General features: G+C 68.7%; 10 protein-coding genes. 3 read left to right on the plus strand and 7 right to left on the minus strand.

The window, feature by feature from the left end; all coding sequences use genetic code 11:
* Positions 1-47 precede the first annotated feature (47 nt).
* The gene (locus ACIHCQ_RS21105) at positions 48-818 is read left to right on the plus strand and encodes a FadR/GntR family transcriptional regulator (protein WP_399664205.1); all 771 of its coding nucleotides are present in this window, start codon (positions 48-50) and stop codon (positions 816-818) included.
* A gap of 549 nt (positions 819-1367) precedes the next feature.
* On the opposite strand, the gene ACIHCQ_RS21110 is transcribed toward ACIHCQ_RS21105, so the two are convergent.
* The 6 genes from ACIHCQ_RS21110 to ACIHCQ_RS21135 all read right to left on the minus strand — a co-directional run bounded on the left by ACIHCQ_RS21110 (position 1368) and on the right by ACIHCQ_RS21135 (position 9540).
* Entirely contained in the window at positions 1368-3668 is a 2301-nt protein-coding gene (locus ACIHCQ_RS21110) for an RICIN domain-containing protein (protein WP_399664511.1), read from the minus strand.
* A gap of 341 nt (positions 3669-4009) precedes the next feature.
* The gene (locus ACIHCQ_RS21115) at positions 4010-4888 is read right to left on the minus strand and encodes a sugar phosphate isomerase/epimerase family protein (protein ID WP_399664208.1); all 879 of its coding nucleotides are present in this window, start codon (positions 4886-4888) and stop codon (positions 4010-4012) included.
* A gap of 4 nt (positions 4889-4892) precedes the next feature.
* A complete protein-coding gene (locus ACIHCQ_RS21120) occupies positions 4893-6065 on the minus strand; it encodes a substrate-binding domain-containing protein (protein WP_399664211.1) in 1173 nt (390 codons plus the stop codon).
* Between the two features lie 22 nt (positions 6066-6087).
* On the minus strand, positions 6088-7059 hold the full coding sequence (locus tag ACIHCQ_RS21125; RefSeq protein ID WP_399664214.1) for an ABC transporter permease: 972 nt from the start codon (positions 7057-7059) through the stop codon (positions 6088-6090).
* Between the two features lies 1 nt (position 7060).
* On the minus strand, positions 7061-8032 hold the full coding sequence (locus ACIHCQ_RS21130; protein WP_399664217.1) for an ABC transporter permease: 972 nt from the start codon (positions 8030-8032) through the stop codon (positions 7061-7063).
* Positions 8029-9540: a sugar ABC transporter ATP-binding protein gene (locus ACIHCQ_RS21135; RefSeq protein WP_399664220.1), complete on the minus strand. Its 1512-nt coding sequence runs from the start codon at positions 9538-9540 to the stop codon at positions 8029-8031. Before ACIHCQ_RS21135 ends, ACIHCQ_RS21130 begins: the two co-directional genes overlap by 4 nt.
* Before the next feature lie 658 nt (positions 9541-10198).
* Here ACIHCQ_RS21135 and ACIHCQ_RS21140 point away from each other — a divergent pair.
* Together ACIHCQ_RS21140 and ACIHCQ_RS21145 are read left to right on the plus strand one after the other, a co-directional pair.
* Entirely contained in the window at positions 10199-13753 is a 3555-nt protein-coding gene (locus tag ACIHCQ_RS21140; protein ID WP_399664223.1) for a ThuA domain-containing protein, read from the plus strand.
* Positions 13754-13824: 71 nt separating this feature from the next.
* Entirely contained in the window at positions 13825-15306 is a 1482-nt protein-coding gene (locus ACIHCQ_RS21145) for an arabinofuranosidase catalytic domain-containing protein (protein ID WP_399664227.1), read from the plus strand.
* A gap of 581 nt (positions 15307-15887) precedes the next feature.
* Here ACIHCQ_RS21145 and ACIHCQ_RS21150 read toward each other — a convergent pair.
* Positions 15888-18731 carry a carbohydrate-binding protein gene (locus ACIHCQ_RS21150; RefSeq protein WP_399664230.1) on the minus strand — a complete coding sequence of 948 codons (2844 nt, stop codon included), beginning with the start codon at positions 18729-18731 and terminating at the stop codon, positions 15888-15890.
* Positions 18732-19117 lie beyond the last annotated feature (386 nt).

The following is a 19117-nucleotide window of genomic DNA, read 5'->3' on the forward strand; positions in this document are numbered from 1 at the left end:
TATAGTAGGTGAGCATCCGTGGTACGGCACGGGTCCCGGGGGGTGTCATGACGGCAGTACCGCAGTCATCCGCAGAGGCCTCCGAGGCCCCCGCCTGGAGCCGGCGCCCGGCGAACCTCGCTGCCGCGGTCACGGCTGAGCTGGTGGAGCGGATCGTCCGTGGAGTCCATCCGTCCGGTTCGCCGCTACCCCCCGAGCCCGTGCTCTGCGAGACCTTCTCGGTCAGCCGCACCGTGGTCCGCGAGGCGGTGAAGGTACTTCAGGAGAAGGGGCTGGTGCAGGTCCGCCAGGGCGCCGGCACGATGGTTACCCCGCCGGCGATGTGGAACATGCTCGACGAGCTGGTCCTCGGCGCGACCATCGCCGAGGACGAGAGCCTGGCCATCCTCGATCACCTCGTCGCGACCCGCCGCGTACTGGAGTCCGACATGGCCAACGTCGCCGCCCGCCTGGCGAACGCCGAGGTGATCGACCAGCTACGCGCTCTGGTGGAGCGGATGGATGAGCTCGTCGACGACCCCGCTTCGTACCAGGAAGAGGACCGGGCGTTCCACGACACCGTCATGCAGGCGTCGGGGAACCGCATCGGCCGTGCCGTGGTCCGTTCGCTGGAGCGCCAGGTCATCAACTCTGCCCGCTACATGGGCCGCACCGGCCGCGCCTTCTGCGTCGCGTCCAACCACGGCCATCGACGCATCTACGAGCGGATCGCGGCGCACGACCCCAAGGGCGCGGCCGAGGCGATGTTCACCCACATCACCGAGGCGTGGGTGGTGCGCCGCAGCAGGCCGGGCGAGCCGAACCGGCTGCGGCGTTAGAGGCGACTGACGGCTCCTGCCGCGGGCGACGGTCCTGCAGCTCGACGTTCGGGACGCCGGCCGGCGATCCCGTCGGCGGGTTCGGCAGGGCAGGAGCAAGCTGGTGGGCGAAGATTCGGCTGTGCTGTTCCGGCCGCTCTGTGGCCCCAACCGGCCACGTCGGAGCGGTTGAGGACGTTGGCCGAAGAGGTGGTCCATCGCCTGCACGGCCCCGTCGCGGTAGCGGACGTCCCCGGTCAGGCCGAACGCCGTCGCGAGCACGATCGCGTTGTGGACGACGACGCTGCTGGTACTGCCGGCGACTTCGGCTGTCCGGGCCTTGGCACACCCCTCTGAACGACCGGAACGAGCCAGAGCCACCGGCATTGCGTCCAGGGACTCGCGCGACGAGTGAGAGACGAGGGAGAGGGGCCGGAAGAGGCCGGCGGCGGCGTGCCGCATTCAGCACGTGTCCACAGATCCACCGAGGCGCGGTGGGGCCCGCACCCACTCGGGCCCCACCGCTGGCATCCGCTCCTGCCCCGAAGGAGCGGACAGGCGTTGATTCCGCTATCGCAGTGCCCACTGCTGGTTGGTGCCGCTGTGGCAGGACCAGAGGGTGATCCTGGTGCCGTTGGCGGTGCCGGCGGCGTTGGCGTCGAGGCACAGTCCGGACTGGACGCCGGTGATGGTGCCGTTGGGGTTGACGTTCCACTGTTGGTTGTTCTGGCCGTTGCAGTCCCAGATGACGACCGGGGTACCGTTGGTGGTGCCGCGTCCGCTGGCGTCGAGGCACTTGTCGCCGGAGACGGTCAGTTGTTTGCCGGCGGTGTAGGTCCAGGTCTGGCCGGCTGCGCCGGTGCAGTCCTGGAGTTGGGTCTGGGTGCCGTTGGTGGTGCCGGCACCGGGGACGGTCAGGCAGCGGCCGGACTGCGCGCCCACGATCTGCTGAGCCGTTGTCGGCGGTGGGGTGTCCTTCGGTCCGGCGGACGCCATCACGTCCTGGGCACCGGAAGGCCAGTTGCCGTTGGTGACCGTGGCATTGCCGGAGACCACGTTGCCGCGGTCCCCGTTGGTCACGTTGGTGCTGCCGTTGGTCGACCAGTTGTTGGTGACGGTCCAGTTCCCCATGTTCTCGCCACCCCAGTAGTTGGCCGTCGCCCACGTACCGGTGTTCGAGAAGACATTGTTGGTGACCGTGTAGTACTTCGAGCCCTCGTCGAAGTACGTCCCGAAGTATCCGTTGGTCCGCAGGCAGTAGTTCCGGCTGATCTGCGCGCTCGGGTTCCATCCGAGCGTGTAGATGCAGCCACCGTCGTTCATCTGCTGCATGACATCGTGGATGTAGTTGCCGATGAGCCGGTTGTTGGACGCGGTGGTCGGCGTCGTGTAGCGCGGCTGGTAGTTGTACAGGCCGCGGTTGGCGTAGTGGCTGCTGCCGCCCGCGTCGTTGGCGCCCCAGCCGAACCCGATCGACATGCCGGAGTACGGCATGTTGTAGACCTCGTTCTGGGCGACGGTGCTGTTGGTGACGTACGTGGTCAGGACAGAGACGATGCCCCGGTAGTCAGCCCCGAGGTCGTGGATGCGGTTGTTGCTGATCGTGATGTCCCTGTTGACCATGCGCTGGTCGCTGGGGTGGTGGGCGTCGGCGCGCACGCCGCCAACGAGGATGCCACCGGCTGAGCTCCGGGCGATCTCCGACCGGGTCACCGTGATGTTGGCGGCGCCCAGGCCGACGCCGCTGGCGTGCGCGTTGGCGTCGTTGCCGATACCGATGGCCGTCTGGCCCATGTTGACGAACCGGGAGTCGCTGAGGGTGATGGTGTTGGCGGCGGAGATCTGCACGGCGGACGGCATCTGCAGCCAGTGTGGCCGGGCGGCCTCGAACTGCGTGCAGCCGTTGTGGCAGGAGTCGAAGCTCGGCCAGTTCCAGTTGCCGGCGATGTACGCGCCGGTCTGCTGGTCTACGTAACCCTGGTTGCTGCTGGGGCCCAGCCAGCTCGTACCGGTGAAGGTGATCCCGCTGAACGTGATGTGGTGCGCCGGCTCGCTGTACGTGCCCCCGAGGTTCACCAGCGACTGCAGCGTCGGCAGTTCCACGCTGACGTTGCTCATGTTCTGCCCGGCCAGGGGGATGTAGTACAAGGCTCGGGCCGTGGGGTTGAGGTACCACTCGCCGGGCGAGTCCAGGAACTCGTACGCGTTGGTCAGGTAGAACGGACCGGCCCGGTGTGGCCGCATGAGGGTGTCATAGCCGAAGTTGTTGTTGTTCCACGCCGGCTGCTGCATCGTGATGAAGTTCCCACTGATGCTCTGCACCGGCGAGTACCGGTCGGTGAAGGAGTTGACGCTCTCCACCTCGACCCGACTCTGGTTGGCCAGGTTGTTCAGATAGCTCAGCGCACCGTTGGAGAACCTCATGCCGGCGCTGGAGGCCGTGAAATCGGCCCTGTTCACCTGTGTGCGTGCCCGGGTGGCGACGGCGCCGTCGACATAGAGCTGCCGGGCGTCGAGACCGGCGGGCACGTCGGCCCGCCAGATGTTCCTGGCCGCGTCGGCCACCGACCAGCCCGTGACCGCCCGGGCGCCGGTGATCACCGGACGCGCCGACGGGGCGGCCTGCCACACGACCGTGTGACCGCCTGAGCCGGAGTCCTCCGCCGTCAGCCGCAAGGGTCGGTCCAGCCGGTACACACCGTCGGCCAACTGGACCACGATGTCGTCCGACATGGCGTCATTGAGCGATCGCACCGCCGCCTGCGCGGCTGTCAGTGAGCACGGCTGCGCGCTGGAACAGTCGGTGCCGGTGCCGGACGGCGAGACGTGCACAGTGAGGGGAGCTGCGGATGCGGGCGCGGGGAACGCCATCACGGCGGTCGCGGTTAAACCGACTGTGGCGGCTCCGGCCAGAAGCCGCCTTCGTATCCAACTGAGAGTGGTGAACACGCTTTCTCCTTATGGCGGTTCCCGGGCGGAAGGGATGACGGCGCGACCGGGCTACTCGGCGTGGGGGGATGAGGACTCGCGGAGGGGACACGATGTACGGGCGTGGGCGTGGGCGTGGGCGTTGCGCTTCGCTCGGTGCCGACCGCCGTACTGTCGGCGAGTTGCACGGCGGTCGGTGCACGGACCGGTCGGACCGTAGGGCGGTTCCCCGTGGGCCAATTGACATGAAGTACGACGTCGTTCGGAAACCAAAGCGACCCCTTTCACCCGGTCGAGGGAGCGTTTTCCAGTCCGCGGAGGACGGTTCGGAGGTAGGACAGCCCGTCACGGGCGAGGGTGTCCTGCGACGAGGCAAGCGGCCGCCAGATCGAGGCCGCGGTGGCGATCGCCTCGTTCTGCGCGGTGAACGACTCGATGCACACCGCGCCGCCGTAGCCGGTCGTGGCCAGGCCGGCGAGGAAGCGTGGCCAGTCGAAGTGGTCGGCGCCCGGGGCGCCGCGGTCGGTGCCGCTGACCTGGACGTGCTTGATGTGCGGACCAGCCGTGACGAGCGCCTCGTAGGGGTCGGCCTCCTCGATGTTCATGTGATAGGTGTCGATCATGAGACCGACGTTCGCGGGCAGGCCGTCGATCAGCTCCACCGCCTGCTCGACCGTGTTGACGACGCTCGTCTCATAGCGGTTGAGGGCCTCCACGCCGATGCTCACGCCCCGCTCCCCCGCGTAGTCGGCCACTGGCCGCAGGGCGCGGCGGACGTCCGCGTAGCAGGCCGCGCGCCCCACCGGTGACATGCGCCAGGTCCGCCCCACCGCGGCGTAGACCGGGCCGCCGACGCAGGGCGCGCCGACGGCCACCGCACTGTCCACACACGTCTTCAGGTACGCCACGGTGGAGGCGACGACCTCCGGCGGGGCATTCACGAGGTCACGTCCGGGCGAGGTGACCGCACAGACGCCGACCGCGCGCAGGTCGTACGCCGCCAGCAGGTCCCGGGTGCGGGCCGGGTCCCAGTCGCCGGGTTGCTCGATCGGCAGCTCGACCGCGTCGAAACCGAACGCGGCGATCCGCGGCACCAGCTCGGCCATGGCCTCGTCGTCGACCGGCGAGGCCCAGACCCACGGGTTGACACCGATGGTGTACACCGGACTACTTCCAGCGCCGCGGGTAACCGGGCAGGTCGGTGCAGCCGCACATCGCGTAGTGCAGCGGCGGCATGGCGGGGTCGACGTACTCGTCAAGGTTGTCCTGGGTGATGGTCGGCTGTGGCAGCTTCCACGGGTTCGGCACCTGCTCGCCGTCGAGGATCTTCAGCGCGGCGATGATCGGGGTGCGCCACTGGTAGGTCGGGTAGGTCGGGGCGATCGCCGTGAGCTTCTTGTCCTTCCACAGCTTCAGGAAATCGAGCTGGTCCTCGCCGTTGATCGGCGGCACGGGCTTGCCGGCGTCCTCGAACGCCTCGACCGCCGCGCCCGCGACCGCCCCGGCGTCCATCCAGACGCCGTCGATCGTGCCGTACCGCTGGATGTAGTCGTTGACGATCTTCTTCGTCCTGGCCGGGTCGCCGTCGGTGAACTCGACGCCGACGACGTCGACGCCCGCCTTGTCGAAGGCGACCTTCGCCGCGGACCAACGGGTCTCCAGCACGTCGACGCCGGGCAGGATGCGCAGCGCGAGCACCTTGCCACCGCGCTTCATCTTCTGGGTGACGAACTCCGCCGCGACGTGGCCGAATCCGTAGCCGCCGATCGGGTTGATGAACGTCACCGGGCAGGTCGTGTCGACGCCGCGGTCGAAGACGATGACCGGCAGGCCCTTCTGGCAGGCGGCCTCCACGGCCGGGGTGAGCGTCGCGGTGGTGTTCGGCGAGACGATGAGCGCGTGGCAGCCCTTGCCGAGCAGGTCGTTGATGTCGGCGATCTGCTTCTGGTCCTTGCCTTCGGCATCGACGTGGACGAACTTGGAGATCCGGCCGCGGTGCGTGTCGACCTCGGCCTGCATGGTCTTGAAACCGACCTGGCGCCAGGGGTTGTTCAGCCCCGCGTTGGAGAAGCAGATCTTGTACGGTCCGGGCTTCGTGAACTTCGCGGTCTCCACCATCGCCGGGTTGAGTGCCTGCTCCCAGGGCTTGCCGGCCGGCCCGGTGGGCGCGGCGTCCAGGAGCGCGAGTTGCTTGTCGTAGTCGGCCCGCACGAAGAACTTCGACTGCTCCCCGGTGCCCGACCCGGTGCCCGCGGAGGGCGAACTCGATGCGCCGGTGGTGGGCTCGTCGGTGGCGCAGCCGGCCAGCACCAGTAAGGTGCTCACGGCCAGCACCGTCATGGAATGCCTCACTGAAGCCCCTTTATCTGGACGGGAAACGGAAGGACGCCGCCGCCACGGCGAACAGAATGATCGCGCCCTGGACGGTCGGTTTGAGGGCGCCGGAGACGCCGTAGAAGTTCATGAGCGTGAAGAGCGTCTCCAGGGTCAGCGCGCCCAGCATCGCGCCGACGACCGAACCGCGGCCCCCGCCCAGAGCGACACCGCCGAGGACCGCCGCGGTGATCGCGCCGAACTCAAGGCCGGCACCGGCCTGGAACGACACTCCGCTGTACCCGCCGATAAGGATCGCCGCGAGCGTGGCGGCGAGTCCGCTGAGGACGAACGCCATGGTCTTGGCGCGCCACACGCGCACGCCGCTCAGCTCGGCGGTCCGCGGGTTGCCGCCGACGGCGACCAGGGTGCGGCCGAAGTCCGAACGCGTCAGCACCAGCGCCAGAGCGGCCGCCGCCAGCAGGATGACCAGGGCGTACGGTATCCGTCCCAACGCGGGCACGTCCTCGAACCCCGACCGGCCGAGCCGGCGGAACTCCTCGGAGAGGCCGCCCTTCGGGGCACCGTCGGACCACAGGTACACGGCACCGACGAGGATCAGGAACATCCCGAGGGTCGTGATGAACGACGGCACCCGCAGCCGCGTGGTGACGAGGCCGTTGACGAGGCCGACGGCGATGCCGAACGCGAGCAGGAGCACGACGACGGGCCAGCCGGCCGACGGATCGCTGTCGATCAGCCGGGCGGCGATGACCACCTGCGCGGTGACCAGAGAGCCGACGGACAGGTCCAACTCGCCGGAGACGATCACGAAGTACTGGCCGGCGGCGAGCAGGACGATCGGCGCGGAGCGGCCGAGGAACGACATCAGCGACGGCGGCGAGAGGAAGTCCGGTTGGCGGGCGGTCAGCAGGACCAGCAACACCGCCAGGATCACGATGATCGGTGCGAGACTGCCGGAGCGGAAATCAAGGAGCCGCAGTGGGCGCGCGATCTGCATGCTATGACGCCTTTCGCATCGCCCGGCGGGCGTAGACGGCGACCGCCGCGATGATGATCACGCCACGGATCACCTGCTTGAAGAACGCGTCGACCTCGAGCTGGTTGAAGATGGCGTCGATGCTCGCGAGCAGCAGTACGCCGCCGACCGTGCCGACAACGCCGCCGCGCCCGCCGGCCAGGGCGGTGCCGCCGAGCACCACCGCGGCGATCGACTCCAGGTCGTACAGTCCCTCGGTGCCCACCCTTGGTGCGCCGGCGCCGAGCCGACTGGCGAGGTAGACCCCGGCGAGGCCGGCGCAGAGGGCGCACAGCACATGGGCGGTGACGAGGACCCGGCTGTTGCGCACGCCGGAGAGCCGGGCGACCTCCGGGTCACCGCCCACGGCGATCAGGTGGTGGCCGAAGCGGGTACGCGCCAGCACGAACCAGGCCGCGGCGGCGACGGCGAGCAGCAGCAGGAACGACAGCGGCACCGGGCCGATGCGCTGATACCCCAGGCCCTGCACCAGGGCGGGTGCGGTCTTGCCGGCCGGGCCGTCGTATCCGTTGTCGAGGTATCCCTTCAGCAACAGTCCGACGCCGACGGTCGCGATGAAGGGGTTGATCCGCGCCGTGGTGACGAGCAGTCCGTTGACGAGGCCGATCGCGCTGCTGACGGCGAGCGTCAGGCTGATCGCCGGCAGCAGCGCACCGTCGTCACCGGCCATGGTCTCGGCGGCGACGAGGGTGCTCAGGCTGACCACGTACGCCACGGACAGGTCCAGCGAGCCCCCGACGATGACCAGCGTCTGGCCGACCGCGACGAGGCCCAGACCGGCGGCGACGTGCAGCAGACTCACCGTCGTCGGCAGGCTGAACAGTCGGCCGCCATCGACCGTGACGATGAGCCAACCGATCGCCAGGGTGAGGACCAGGGCGACGAACACGCCGGGCGGGGTCCGCCGGGCCGACAGGGACAGCGCGCCGCTCATCCGGCCGCCTCCCGCACGGTGCCGACCGCCAGGGCGACGACATCCTCCTCTGTCGCGCCGGCGGGTAGCTCGCCGGCGATCCGGCCGTCGCGCATGACGATGATCCGGTCGCTCATGCCGAGCAGCTCGGGCAGCTCGGACGAGACCATCAGCACGGCGGCGCCGTCGCGGGCCAGCCGGCGGACGAGATCGTGGATCGCCGACTTGGCGCCCACGTCGATGCCCCGGGTCGGCTCGTCGAAGAGCAGGATCCTCGGGGCGAGTGCGAGCCACCTGGCCAGCACGACCTTCTGCTGGTTGCCCCCGGACAGGAAGCGGATCTCCTGGTCCTCCCCTGCGGCGCGGAGCTCGACGGCCGCGAGCAGTTCCCGGACCCGCGCGGTCCGGGCACCGCGGTCGACCCAGCCCGGGCGGACGGCGCGGCCGGCCAACAGCGCGTTGTCGAGCACCGACTGCTCGGCGACGATCCCCTCGCCCTTGCGGTCCTCGGAGACGTAGGCGATACCTGCCCGCATCGCGGCGCGGGGCGAGCGCAGCCGGACCGGCGCTTCGTCGACGGTCACCTGGCCGGTGCCGAACGGTGCGGCGCCGAACAGTGCGCGGGCCAACGCCGACCGGCCGGAGCCCTGCAGGCCGCCGACGCCGAGCACCTCGCCGGCGCGCAGCCGTAGGTCGATGTCGCGCAGCTTCCGGTTGCCTCCGCCCCGGACGGTCAGCCGCACCGGGCCCAACTCCTGCGGCTTGGCCGGGTCGGGGTAGTAGCTGGACAGCTCGCGGCCGACCATGTGGCGCACCAGCTGATCGGCGCTGGTGTCCGCGGTGTCCAAGGTGGCCACCGCCCGGCCGTCCTTGAGCACGGTGATCCGGCCGGACAGGTCGAAGACCTCCTTGAGGCGGTGCGAGACGTACAGCACGCCTATCCCGTGCTCCTGCAGCCGCCGTACGAGCGCGTAGAGCTGGTCGACCTCGTGGTCGGCGAGAGCCGCAGTGGGCTCGTCCATGATGAGCAGCCGCGCGTCGAGGGCGAGCGCCTTGACGATCTCGACCACCTGTTGTTGCGCCACGCCGAGTCGTCCCACGCGTGTGTCGGGCGCTAACGAGCCCTCTCCGATGGAGGCGAGGAGCCCCGCGGTGTGGCTGAGCATCGCCCTGCGGTCGACGAGCCCGCGGCGTAGGGGCTCGCGGCCCAGAAAGACGTTCTCCGCGACGGTGCGCTCGGGCAGCAGGGTCAGCTCCTGGTAGACGATGCCGATACCGGCCTGTCGGGCCTCCCGCGGGCTGCGGAACGTCCGCGGTGTGCCGGCGAACTCAACCGTTCCCTCGTCGGGCTGGTGGACGCCGGACACCACCTTCATGAGCGTGGACTTGCCGGCGCCGTTCTCGCCGACGACCGCGTGCACCTCGCCCGGCCGGACCTGGAGGTCGACGCCGTCGAGCACCCGCACGCCGAGGAACGACTTGCCGATGCCTCGCAGAGCGAGCAGCGGCGACGGCAGCAGGCCAGACATCGTGGGACCCTCTACATTCGCGTCGTCAGCAGGATTGAGTCACCGATAGCTGAATCGTTCGGGTACGGCCGGCATGGAATGGCAGTTCCCGCCCGCGAGCTGTCGTCGAATAGCCGCGAACTTTCGCCGGACGTGATGGCGTGCGGCCCCGAGGGTAAATGCCTCGATGAGCGCCTGGCAATACCATCGGACATCACAGGAGGACGTTCGCGGTTCGAACTGCGCCATATGGATCGGTGATCAGTCGACAGCGATTGATACGCCAAAATCTGTTATCGAATCGGCCCGTCCACAGTCGCGTGCCGAACCACGATGACTGGTGCACGAAATGTGTTATGGAATCGGCCCGACGACAGTCGCGCGCGCCGAACCACGAAGATTGATGCGCAAAATGTGTTATCGAATCGGCCCGCACCCGAGCCATATTGACTGTTGCGATACGCCGCTGCATGCTGGCCGGCAGACCACGGGAGACGGTCGCATCCGGTGTGACGCCCCCTCTCTTCCGTAGGGACTTGACTGCCCGTCACGGCGGACGGGATGACGAGTTGACGGCACACGCGTGCCTACGACGCGCCAGGCACTCCGGCCGATCGGAGGTGCGGCCGACGCGTGCCCGTGGTCATTCCACCGTTGCTCCGCCGAAAGAGGAGACGGCATGCGTCGCATCATATTTGTCTTCGGGGCGATCGCGAGCGTGCTCCTGTCGCTCGTCATCGCCCAACCGGCGTCAGCGGCGCCGGCCTTCCGAGCCCTGGTCTTCACGAAGACGGCCGGCTACCGGCACGATTCGATCCCTGCCGGCCTCACGATGTTTCGGGAGCAGGCGGCGGCCAACAACTTCGAGTTGGTCCATAGCGAAGACTCGAGCGTTTTCACCCCGGCGAACCTCGCCACCTTCGACGTGCTCATCATGTTCCAGACCTCGGGAATGGTGTGGACCACGGCGGCCCAACGTCAGGCGTTGGAGGGCTACCTCGCCGGCGGCAAGGGCATCGTCGCGATCCACAACGCCACCGACATGGGCATCGAGAACGAGTACCCGTGGTGGGACCAGACCATCAACGGCGGCGCACACATGCCGGAGCACTCCCCCGGCGTGCTGTCCGGCACCGCCGTCGTCGCGGACAAGAAGCACCCGTCGACGGCCGGCCTGCCGGACCGTTGGAACCGCAGCGAGGAGTGGTACAACTTCGACCGCAACCCCCGCGGCGACGTCCATGTCCTGGTCACCGCGGACGAGCGCACGTACAACCCGGGCTCCCGCGCCATGGGGCCGGACCACCCCATCTCCTGGTGCCGCAACACCGGCGGCGGCCGCGTGTGGGCCACCGCCATGGGGCACACCAGCGCGGCCTACGGCGAGACCCATTTCCGCAACCACGTCCTCGGGGGCGTCAAGTGGGCCGCCGGCAAGGAGCCCGGCGACTGCGGCGGCACCGTGTGGAGCAACTTCGAGAAGCGCACCCTCGACGACAACACCGCAGACCCGATGGCCCTCGCGGTCGCCCCGGACGGGCGGGTGCTCTACGTCCAGCGGTCCGGGCAGCTGAAGATCTTCAAACCGACCACGAACCGCACCGTGACAGCCGGCGCGCTCAACGTCTACACCGGCGGCGAGGACGGCCTCACCGGACTGGCGCTCGACCCCGGCTTCGCCGACAACGGCTATGTGTACCTGTATCACTCCCCGGCCGGTGTCCCGAACGACATCAACCGGGTCTCCCGGTTTACGCTCACCGGCGACACCCTGAACATGTCGAGCCAGGTGACGATCATCGACATCCCCGCGACCCGGGACCGCACGTTCGCCGAACCCGGGCACACGGGCGGGTACATCGAGTTCGGCCCCGACAAGAACCTCTACATCGGCACCGGGGACGACGTCCCACCGAACCTCGACTCCAACTGGCAGGGCTACGCCCCGCTGGACTGGCGGTCGGGCAAGGCCAACCTCGACGCCGCCCGCACCGCCGGCAACACCAACGACCTGCGAGGCAAGCTCCTGCGCATCCGGCCGTCGGCCGACGGCGGCTACACCGTCCCGGCCGGCAACCTCTACCCGCAGGGCACGGCGCAGACCCGGCCGGAGATCTACGCGATGGGCTTCCGCAACCCGTTCCGCTTCTCGATCGACCCGGACAACGGGTGGGTCTACCTCGCCGACTACGGCCCGGACCGGAACCCGCCCGCGACCAACCGCGGCCCCGAAGGGCTCGTCGAGCTCAATGTCATCAAGGCCCCGGGCAACTACGGCTGGCCGTTCTGCCACGGCGACAACCAGGCCTACGCGCCCTACAACCCGAGCACCGGCGTCGTCGGCGCCAAGTTCAACTGCAACGCGCCGGTCAACAACTCGCCGAACAACACCGGTTTGACCAGCCTCAAGCCGATCGTCGCGCCGAACATGTGGTACGGCTACGGCGTCTCACCGAACTTCCCCGAACTCGGCTCCGGCGGCTCGGGGCCGATGGGCGGACCGGTCTACCGCTACGACGCCGCGAACCCGTCCGAGACAAAGTTCCCGCCCTACTACGACGGGGTCCACTTCTTCTACGAGTGGTCGCGCCACACCGTCAAGGAGGTCCACTTCGACTCCGCGACCGCGGTCACCCGGACCAACCCCTTCATGCCCGCCGCCAAGTTCCTCAAGCCGATGGACATGGAGTTCGGGCCCGACGGCTCGCTGTACCTGCTCGAATGGGGCAACAACTTCTCCGGTGGCAACAACGACTCGGGTCTCTACCGCATCGACTACAACCACGGCGGACGGTCGCCGATCGCCAAAGCCACCGGAACGCCCACCAATGGGGGCGCGCCACTGAACGTGCAGTTCAGCAGCGCGGGGTCCACGGACCCGGATCCCGGCAGCACGCTCAGCTACCACTGGACGTTCGGCGACGGCACCACGTCCACGGCGGCCAACCCGTCACACACCTACACCGCCAACGGCAACTACACCGCCCAGCTCAAGGTCACCGACAACACCGGCAAGACGGCCTTCGCCAACGTGCCGATCACCGTGGGCAACACCGCACCGATCGTCACCCTCACGATTCCGTCCAACGGCGGCATGCTGGACTTCGGCGACCGCGTCCCGTACAAGGTGTCCGTATCGGACCCCGGCGGCGCGCCCATCGACTGCGCCAAGGTGTTCGTCAACCCCGCCCTCGGCCACGACGACCACCAGCATGAGACCACGGACCATCCGGGGTGCTCGGGCACCATCGACACGACGCTGCTGGGCGGGCACCCCGACGGCGCCAACCTGTACTACGTCCTCAACGCCCGCTACACCGACGACGGCGGCCCCGGCGGTGCGAACCCGCTCACTGGCTACGCCCAAGCGATCCTCCAGCCCAAGCACAAGCAGGCCGAGTTCTACACGGACCAGTCGGGTGTGCAGATCGTCGAGCAGGCCGGCGCGGAGAGCGGCAAGCGGGTCGGCAACATCTCCGACGGCGACTGGATCGCGTTCAAACCGATGAGCCTGTCGGGCGTCACGAGCGTGCGCTACCGCCTGTCGTCGCCGAGCGGCGGCGGATCGATCGAACTGCGCGCCGACTCCCCGACCGGCACACTCCTGGCCACGACGCCGGTGCCCAGCACCGGCGGCTGGAACAACTACCAGTCCACGCCGGCGGTGAACACTGCCGATCTCGCCGGCTCGCACCCGCTCTACCTGGTGTTCAAGGGCACCTCGAACAACTGGTTCGACCTCGACTCGCTCACCTTCGGCGGCAACGGGGTCGGCGAACCGGGCAGCGGCGGCGGTGGCGGCGTGGCCGGTCGGACCTGGACGGTCGCAGCGCAGCACAGCGGCAAATTCGTGGACGTCAACGGCGCCTCGACCGCTGACGGCGCCCAGGTCGTCCAGTGGCCGGCCACCGGCGCCGACAACCAGAAGTGGCAGGCCGTCGACGCCGGTGGCGGCGCCGTCCACCTGAAGGCGGTGCACAGCGACAAGTGCCTCGCCGTCACAGGCGGGTCCACCGCCCAGGGCGCGTTCCTGCAGCAGTCCACCTGCAACAACGGCAACCCGCAGAAGTTCCTCGTCACACCGACCAGCACGGTGGGCGTGTACACGGTGAAAAGCCTCCCCAGTGGACTGTGCGTCGACGTCAACGGCGGCTCGACGGCCGACGGCGCACGACTCCTGCAATGGAGCTGCCACAGCGGCACCAACCAACAGTGGCGGTTCACCGCCGTATAGACCGTCCGGACGGGATGCCCGGCGCGGTTGCGCGCCGGGCATCCCTCCCTACGAACAGGTGAGGAACCGCCATGGTGTTTCGGATACTTCGGCCCCGCTGGTACGGACGGCTGTCCGCGCTGGGCACCGCCCTGGTGCTTGTCGGCGTCGGCGCCACCGCGGTGGCGGCACCGATCGAGCCCGGGCAGAGCGCCCCCATCGTGGGCGCGCAGTCCGGCCGCTGCCTGACCGTCCCCGGCGCCGGCACCACCAACGGCACCCAGACCCAACTCCAGGACTGCACCGGCGCGGCCGGCCAGACCTGGACCTACACCGCCGGCAAACAACTGACCGTCTCCGGCAACAAGTGCCTCGACGCCAGCGGACGCGGCACCACCAACGGCACCGCCGTCGTCATCTGGGACTGCAACGGCCAGAACAACCAACAGTGGAACGTCAACCCCAACGGCACCATCACCGGCGTCCAGTCCGGACTGTGCCTCGACGCCAACGCCGCCGGCACCGCCAACGGCACCAGGATCACCCTCTGGTCCTGCCACAGCGGCACCAACCAGCAGTGGAACTCGCCGACCCCGCCGGTGCCGGGCGGCGCGGGCACGTGCGACATCTACGCCTCGGGCGGCACCCCCTGCATCGCCGCCCACAGCACCGTACGAGCGCTCTACGGCACCTACAACGGCAACCTCTACCAGGTCCGGCGCTCGTCCGACAGTACGACCCGGAACATCGGCGTCCTGAGCGCGGGTGGCACCGCCGACGCGACGACGCAGGACTCGTTCTGCGCGGGGACCACCTGTGTCGTCACCGTCGTCTACGACCAGTCCGGCCGTGGGAACGACCTGTGGTACCAGGGATCGAGTGTGGTTCCCGGCTCCCCCCAGAGCCGCCCGGCGATCGCGACGTCGGAGTCGCTGGCGGTCGGCGGCAGCAAGGCCTACTCGCTCTATATCAACCCCGGCAACAGCTACTGGCGGGACGGCCACCTGACCGGCGTGCCGACCGGCAGCGCCCCCGAAGGCATGTACATGGTGACCAGCGGCACCCATGTCAACGGCGGCTGCTGCTTCGACTACGGCAACAGTGAGACGACCCGAGCGGCCGACGCGGCCGGGGCGATGGACGCGATCAATTTCAGCACCCAATGCTGGTTCGGCGGATGCGTCGGCAACGGCCCATGGGTCCAGGCCGACCTCGAATGGGGGCTCTACTCCGGTGGCAGCCAGACGTGGAACACGAACCAGCGGGCCTTCACCAGCAAGTTCGTGACGGCGATGTTGAAGAACAACGGGACGAGCCGTTTCGCGCTCAAGGGTGGCAACGGCCAGACCGGAAGCCTGACCACGCTCTGGGACGGCGCGCTTCCGCCCGGCTACAGCCCCATGAAGAAGCAGGGCGCCATCATCCTCGGCAGCGGTGGTGACTGCTGCAAGCCCGGCGGCGGCGCGAACCTCAGCGCCGGCACCTTCTACGAGGGCGCGATGGTGTCCGGATACCCGTCCGACGCCACCGAGATCGCGGTACAAGCCAACATCGTCGCCGCCGGCTACCGCTGAGTCGCCACATCCAGGGGGGGAGAAACGTGATGCGACAAGGCAACGTTCGTCACCTATGGCGCACGCCGATCGCCGTGGCCACCACGTTCTCACTCGCCGCGGCTGCGGCATCGCGCTGACGTCCGCCACCGCCGAGGCCCCCCTTCCTCGCCGCGAGCACCGGATGTGGCAAGCCCCCCACGCTGTCGAGTGAGGGGTCCGCGCTCGATTCGGAGCACCCGCAGGACGCGGAACCACATCCTGCGGGTGCCCGCGGACTACGACAACAACCGCCCGTACCGACTGGTCTTCGGTGGTACACGCGGAACATGTACCTCAGCGGCTTCCAGCGCGCGCAATCCTGACCCGCTGCCACCGTTCCTCACCACGCGGGCCGAACCGGCACTCGCCGCCGCGGCGGCCCTCCTTCAGGAGTGGGCGCACGCGCATGCGCCGGGCGTCCCGGCCTGCTGGTGAGCACGTACCCGGCCATGCCCGCACCGGAGCGCGGCACAGCCTGACGTCAGCCACATCCGGCCAGGGAACTCGGAAGGGCCCCCGCACAGTGGGTGGCGGGGGCCCTTCCAGCGTGCCGCGTCAGCTCAGGGCAGGGTCCACTTCTGGTTGGCTCCGCCGCGGCAGGACCACAGGTGCACGAGGGTGCCGTCCGAGGAGTTGGCACCCGACACGTCCAGGCACTTGCCCGACGGCGGGTTCCGCAGCGACCCGTCCGGGTTCGCCTGCCAGTTCTGGTTGGCGCCACCGTTGCAGGACCACAACTGGACCTTCGCCCCGTCCGCCGTGCCGTTGCCGCTGACATCCAGGCACTTGCCCAACGCCTTGACCGTCGACCCCGGCGCCACCGTCCACTTCTGCCCCGCCGAGCCCGTGCACGACGAGATCTGCACCGCCGTCCCATCCGCCGAGCTGCCGTTACGGACATCCAGACACTTGTTCGCGAGTCCGACGATCTGACCCGCTCCGGGTGTCGGGCCGCCGCCGGGATTGAAGGTGAACGCATCGATGTCGAAGAGGAACCCTGAGCCGCCGGCGAAGGTCAGGTAGAGCGTGGTGGTGCCGGCCGGTGCACCGGAGATCGAGCCGTTGACGGTGGTGAAGTTCGTCCACGAGCCGGTGACCGGGACGGTGCCGGAGCCGAGGACGGTGCCGGTCGGCGAGCCGGCCCGAACCTGCAACGTGCCGCCCGCGCCGGCTGACGACACCCGGGCGCTGAACGACGTGGCGTTGCTCAGCTTGTACGGCTCGAACGCGATCCAGTCGCCGTTCTCGATGTCACCGACGGACTTGCCGCCCTCGGCGGTCGACTTGTCGAGGGTGGCGATGCCGGACGACGTCTTGTAGTGCTCGGCCTGCCGGTGCTTCGGCTGCAGGATGTGCTGCTTGTGCGTGGTGAGCCCGGCGTTGTCGGTGTACTCGGCATCGAAGACCCCGAAGATGTTCGCCGCGTCGTCGTGCTCACCGTCGACCGGGATGGTGATCGTGCCGGAGCAACCGGTCTTCGAGGTGATCGGGTGGCCGTGGCTGTCGTGACCGACGATGTACGTCAGCTTGACCTTGGCGCAGTCGACCGTGCCGTCCTCCGGGTCCGTCACGGTGATACTGAAGGGCACGGTGTCGCCGAAGGCGAAGATCTCCCCCGCGGCGGGGCTGTTGATGGTCACGGTCGGCGCGGTGTTGCCGACGGTGATCCGCACGTCGGCGGTGCCGGTTGCACCCTGCGGGTCGTGCACGGTCAGCGTGGCCGTGTAGTCGCCGTTGGCGTTGTACGTCTTCGTCGGGTTGGCGACGGTGGAGGTGGTGCCGTCACCGAAGCTCCACGCATAGGTCAGTGCCCCACCGTCAGGGTCGGATGAGCCGGCCGAGGAGAATGTCACGGTCAACGGCGCCGAGCCGGAGGTCCGGTTGGCGCCGGCCATCGCCGTGGGCGCCCGGTTGCCGCCGCCGACGTAGTCGAAGCGGTAAAGGGCAGAGTATTGGTCGCCCTGGTACAGCCCGGCGCCGTAGTCCAGCACGTAGTAGGAGCCGTCCGGGCCGAACGCCGAGTCGATCACCTGCTTGCCATTCCAGGGGAAGCTGTCGATGGTCCCCGGGGAGCCGTCGGCGTTGAGGTGGATCGGCTTGATCCAGCCGCGGCCGAACTCCGTGGCGAAGAACTGCCCGTCGAACGACTGCGGGAACTTCGTGGGCGAGCTGACGTCGGGGTCATACCGGTACACCGGGCCCGCCATCGGCGACTCCGAGCCGCCGCCGAACGCCGGCGGGCTGCCGGCGTCGCCGCCGTAACGGATCCAGGCAGCCTTGGCGGGGGGCAGCGCGCTCAAGCCGGTATTGCGGAACGAGTTGTTCGTCGGCCCGCCCGAGCAGTTGTACTTCGCGCCTGCCGTGTTGGCAGCGAAGTCCCACTCGGCGTACGTCTCGGAGCTCGTGTTCGTGCCGGTGCAGTATGGCCAGCCATAGAAGCCCGGGCCCGTGACGCGGTTGAACTCGACCTGGCCCTGCGGCCCGCGCGCCGAGGTGGCGCCGGCATCGGGGCCGTAGTCGCCGACGTAGACGATGCCGGTGGCCTTGTCGACGCTCATCCGGAACGGGTTGCGGAGGCCCATCGCGTAGATCTCCGGCCGGGTCCTGGCCGTGCCGGGCGGGAACATGTTGCCTGCCGGGATCGAGTACGACCCGTTCTCGTTCACCTTGATTCGTAAGATCTTGCCGCGCAGGTCGTTGGTGTTGGCGGCGGTGCGCTGCGCGTCGAACGCCGGGTTGCGGTTGGACCGCTCGTCGAGTGGGGAATATCCGGCGGACTCGAACGGGTTGGTGTCGTCGCCTGTGGACAGGTACAGGTTGCCTGCCGCGTCGAAGTCGATGTCTCCGCCGGCGTGGCAGCAGATACCTCGGTCGGCCGCCACGTCGAGGATGTCCACTTTGCTGGACTGGTTGAGCGTGAAGTCGGCGTTGAGCGTGAACCGGGAAAGCCGGTTGACACCCTGCCACGCCGACCAGTTGCCGCCGGTGGTCGGTGCGTCGCCTCCTGGTGTGGACAGCGGCGGGGAGTAGTAGAGGTAGATGTGCCGGTTGGTGGCGAAACCCGGGTCGATGCCGATGCCCTGCAGGCCGTCCTCGTCGTGCACGTATACGGGGAGGTTGCCGATCACCTTGGTGGTGCCGTTGGCATCCGTGCGGCGCACGGTCCCGTTGCGAGCGGTATGCAGCACCGACCGGTCGGCGAGTACGGCCAGCGACATCGGCTCACCGACCTCCGCGACCCCGCGGGCCAGTTGGACCTGCTGGAAGTCGGCGGCGTTGATCGGGTGCGCCGAGGCCGGGGTCGCACTGGATAAGGTCGCGCTGAGAGCGGCCGCGACCAGGAGCAGAGCCGAACCGATGGCCGGCCAACGCGCGACTGTAGCCCTCCCGATTTTCATGAACATGACAATGCAATCCCCTTCCTGAACAGGTGGCTGCCAGGCCTGGGGCGCGCGCTGCCGCGCCGATGCCGTAGCGGAATGTCGCCGCTTCAGCCCGCTAGGTGTGCTTCAGCAGGCCACTACGCCGAGCGGGGGCAACGGCTCGGATACAGGAGAGGTCGACGGCTACCGCGCTGTCGGGTCACATCGACGACCGTGATGTTTCGCCGACAAGGCTAGGGACTTCAGCCCCATGTGTCCACACCTCCCTCCGGACCGGCCAGGCTTCTGGTCTGTTGTGGAGAAAGTTTCGCTTTGCGCTGATCAGCGATGCGCTGCCGCTGTACCGCCAGCAGACGAAGAATCTGTTGACGAACTTCCCTCCTTCAGTAGTCACGCATTGCGACCTC

Source organism: Streptomyces sp. NPDC052236, assembly GCF_044548015.1.
Lineage (GTDB): Bacteria > Actinomycetota > Actinomycetes > Streptomycetales > Streptomycetaceae > Streptomyces.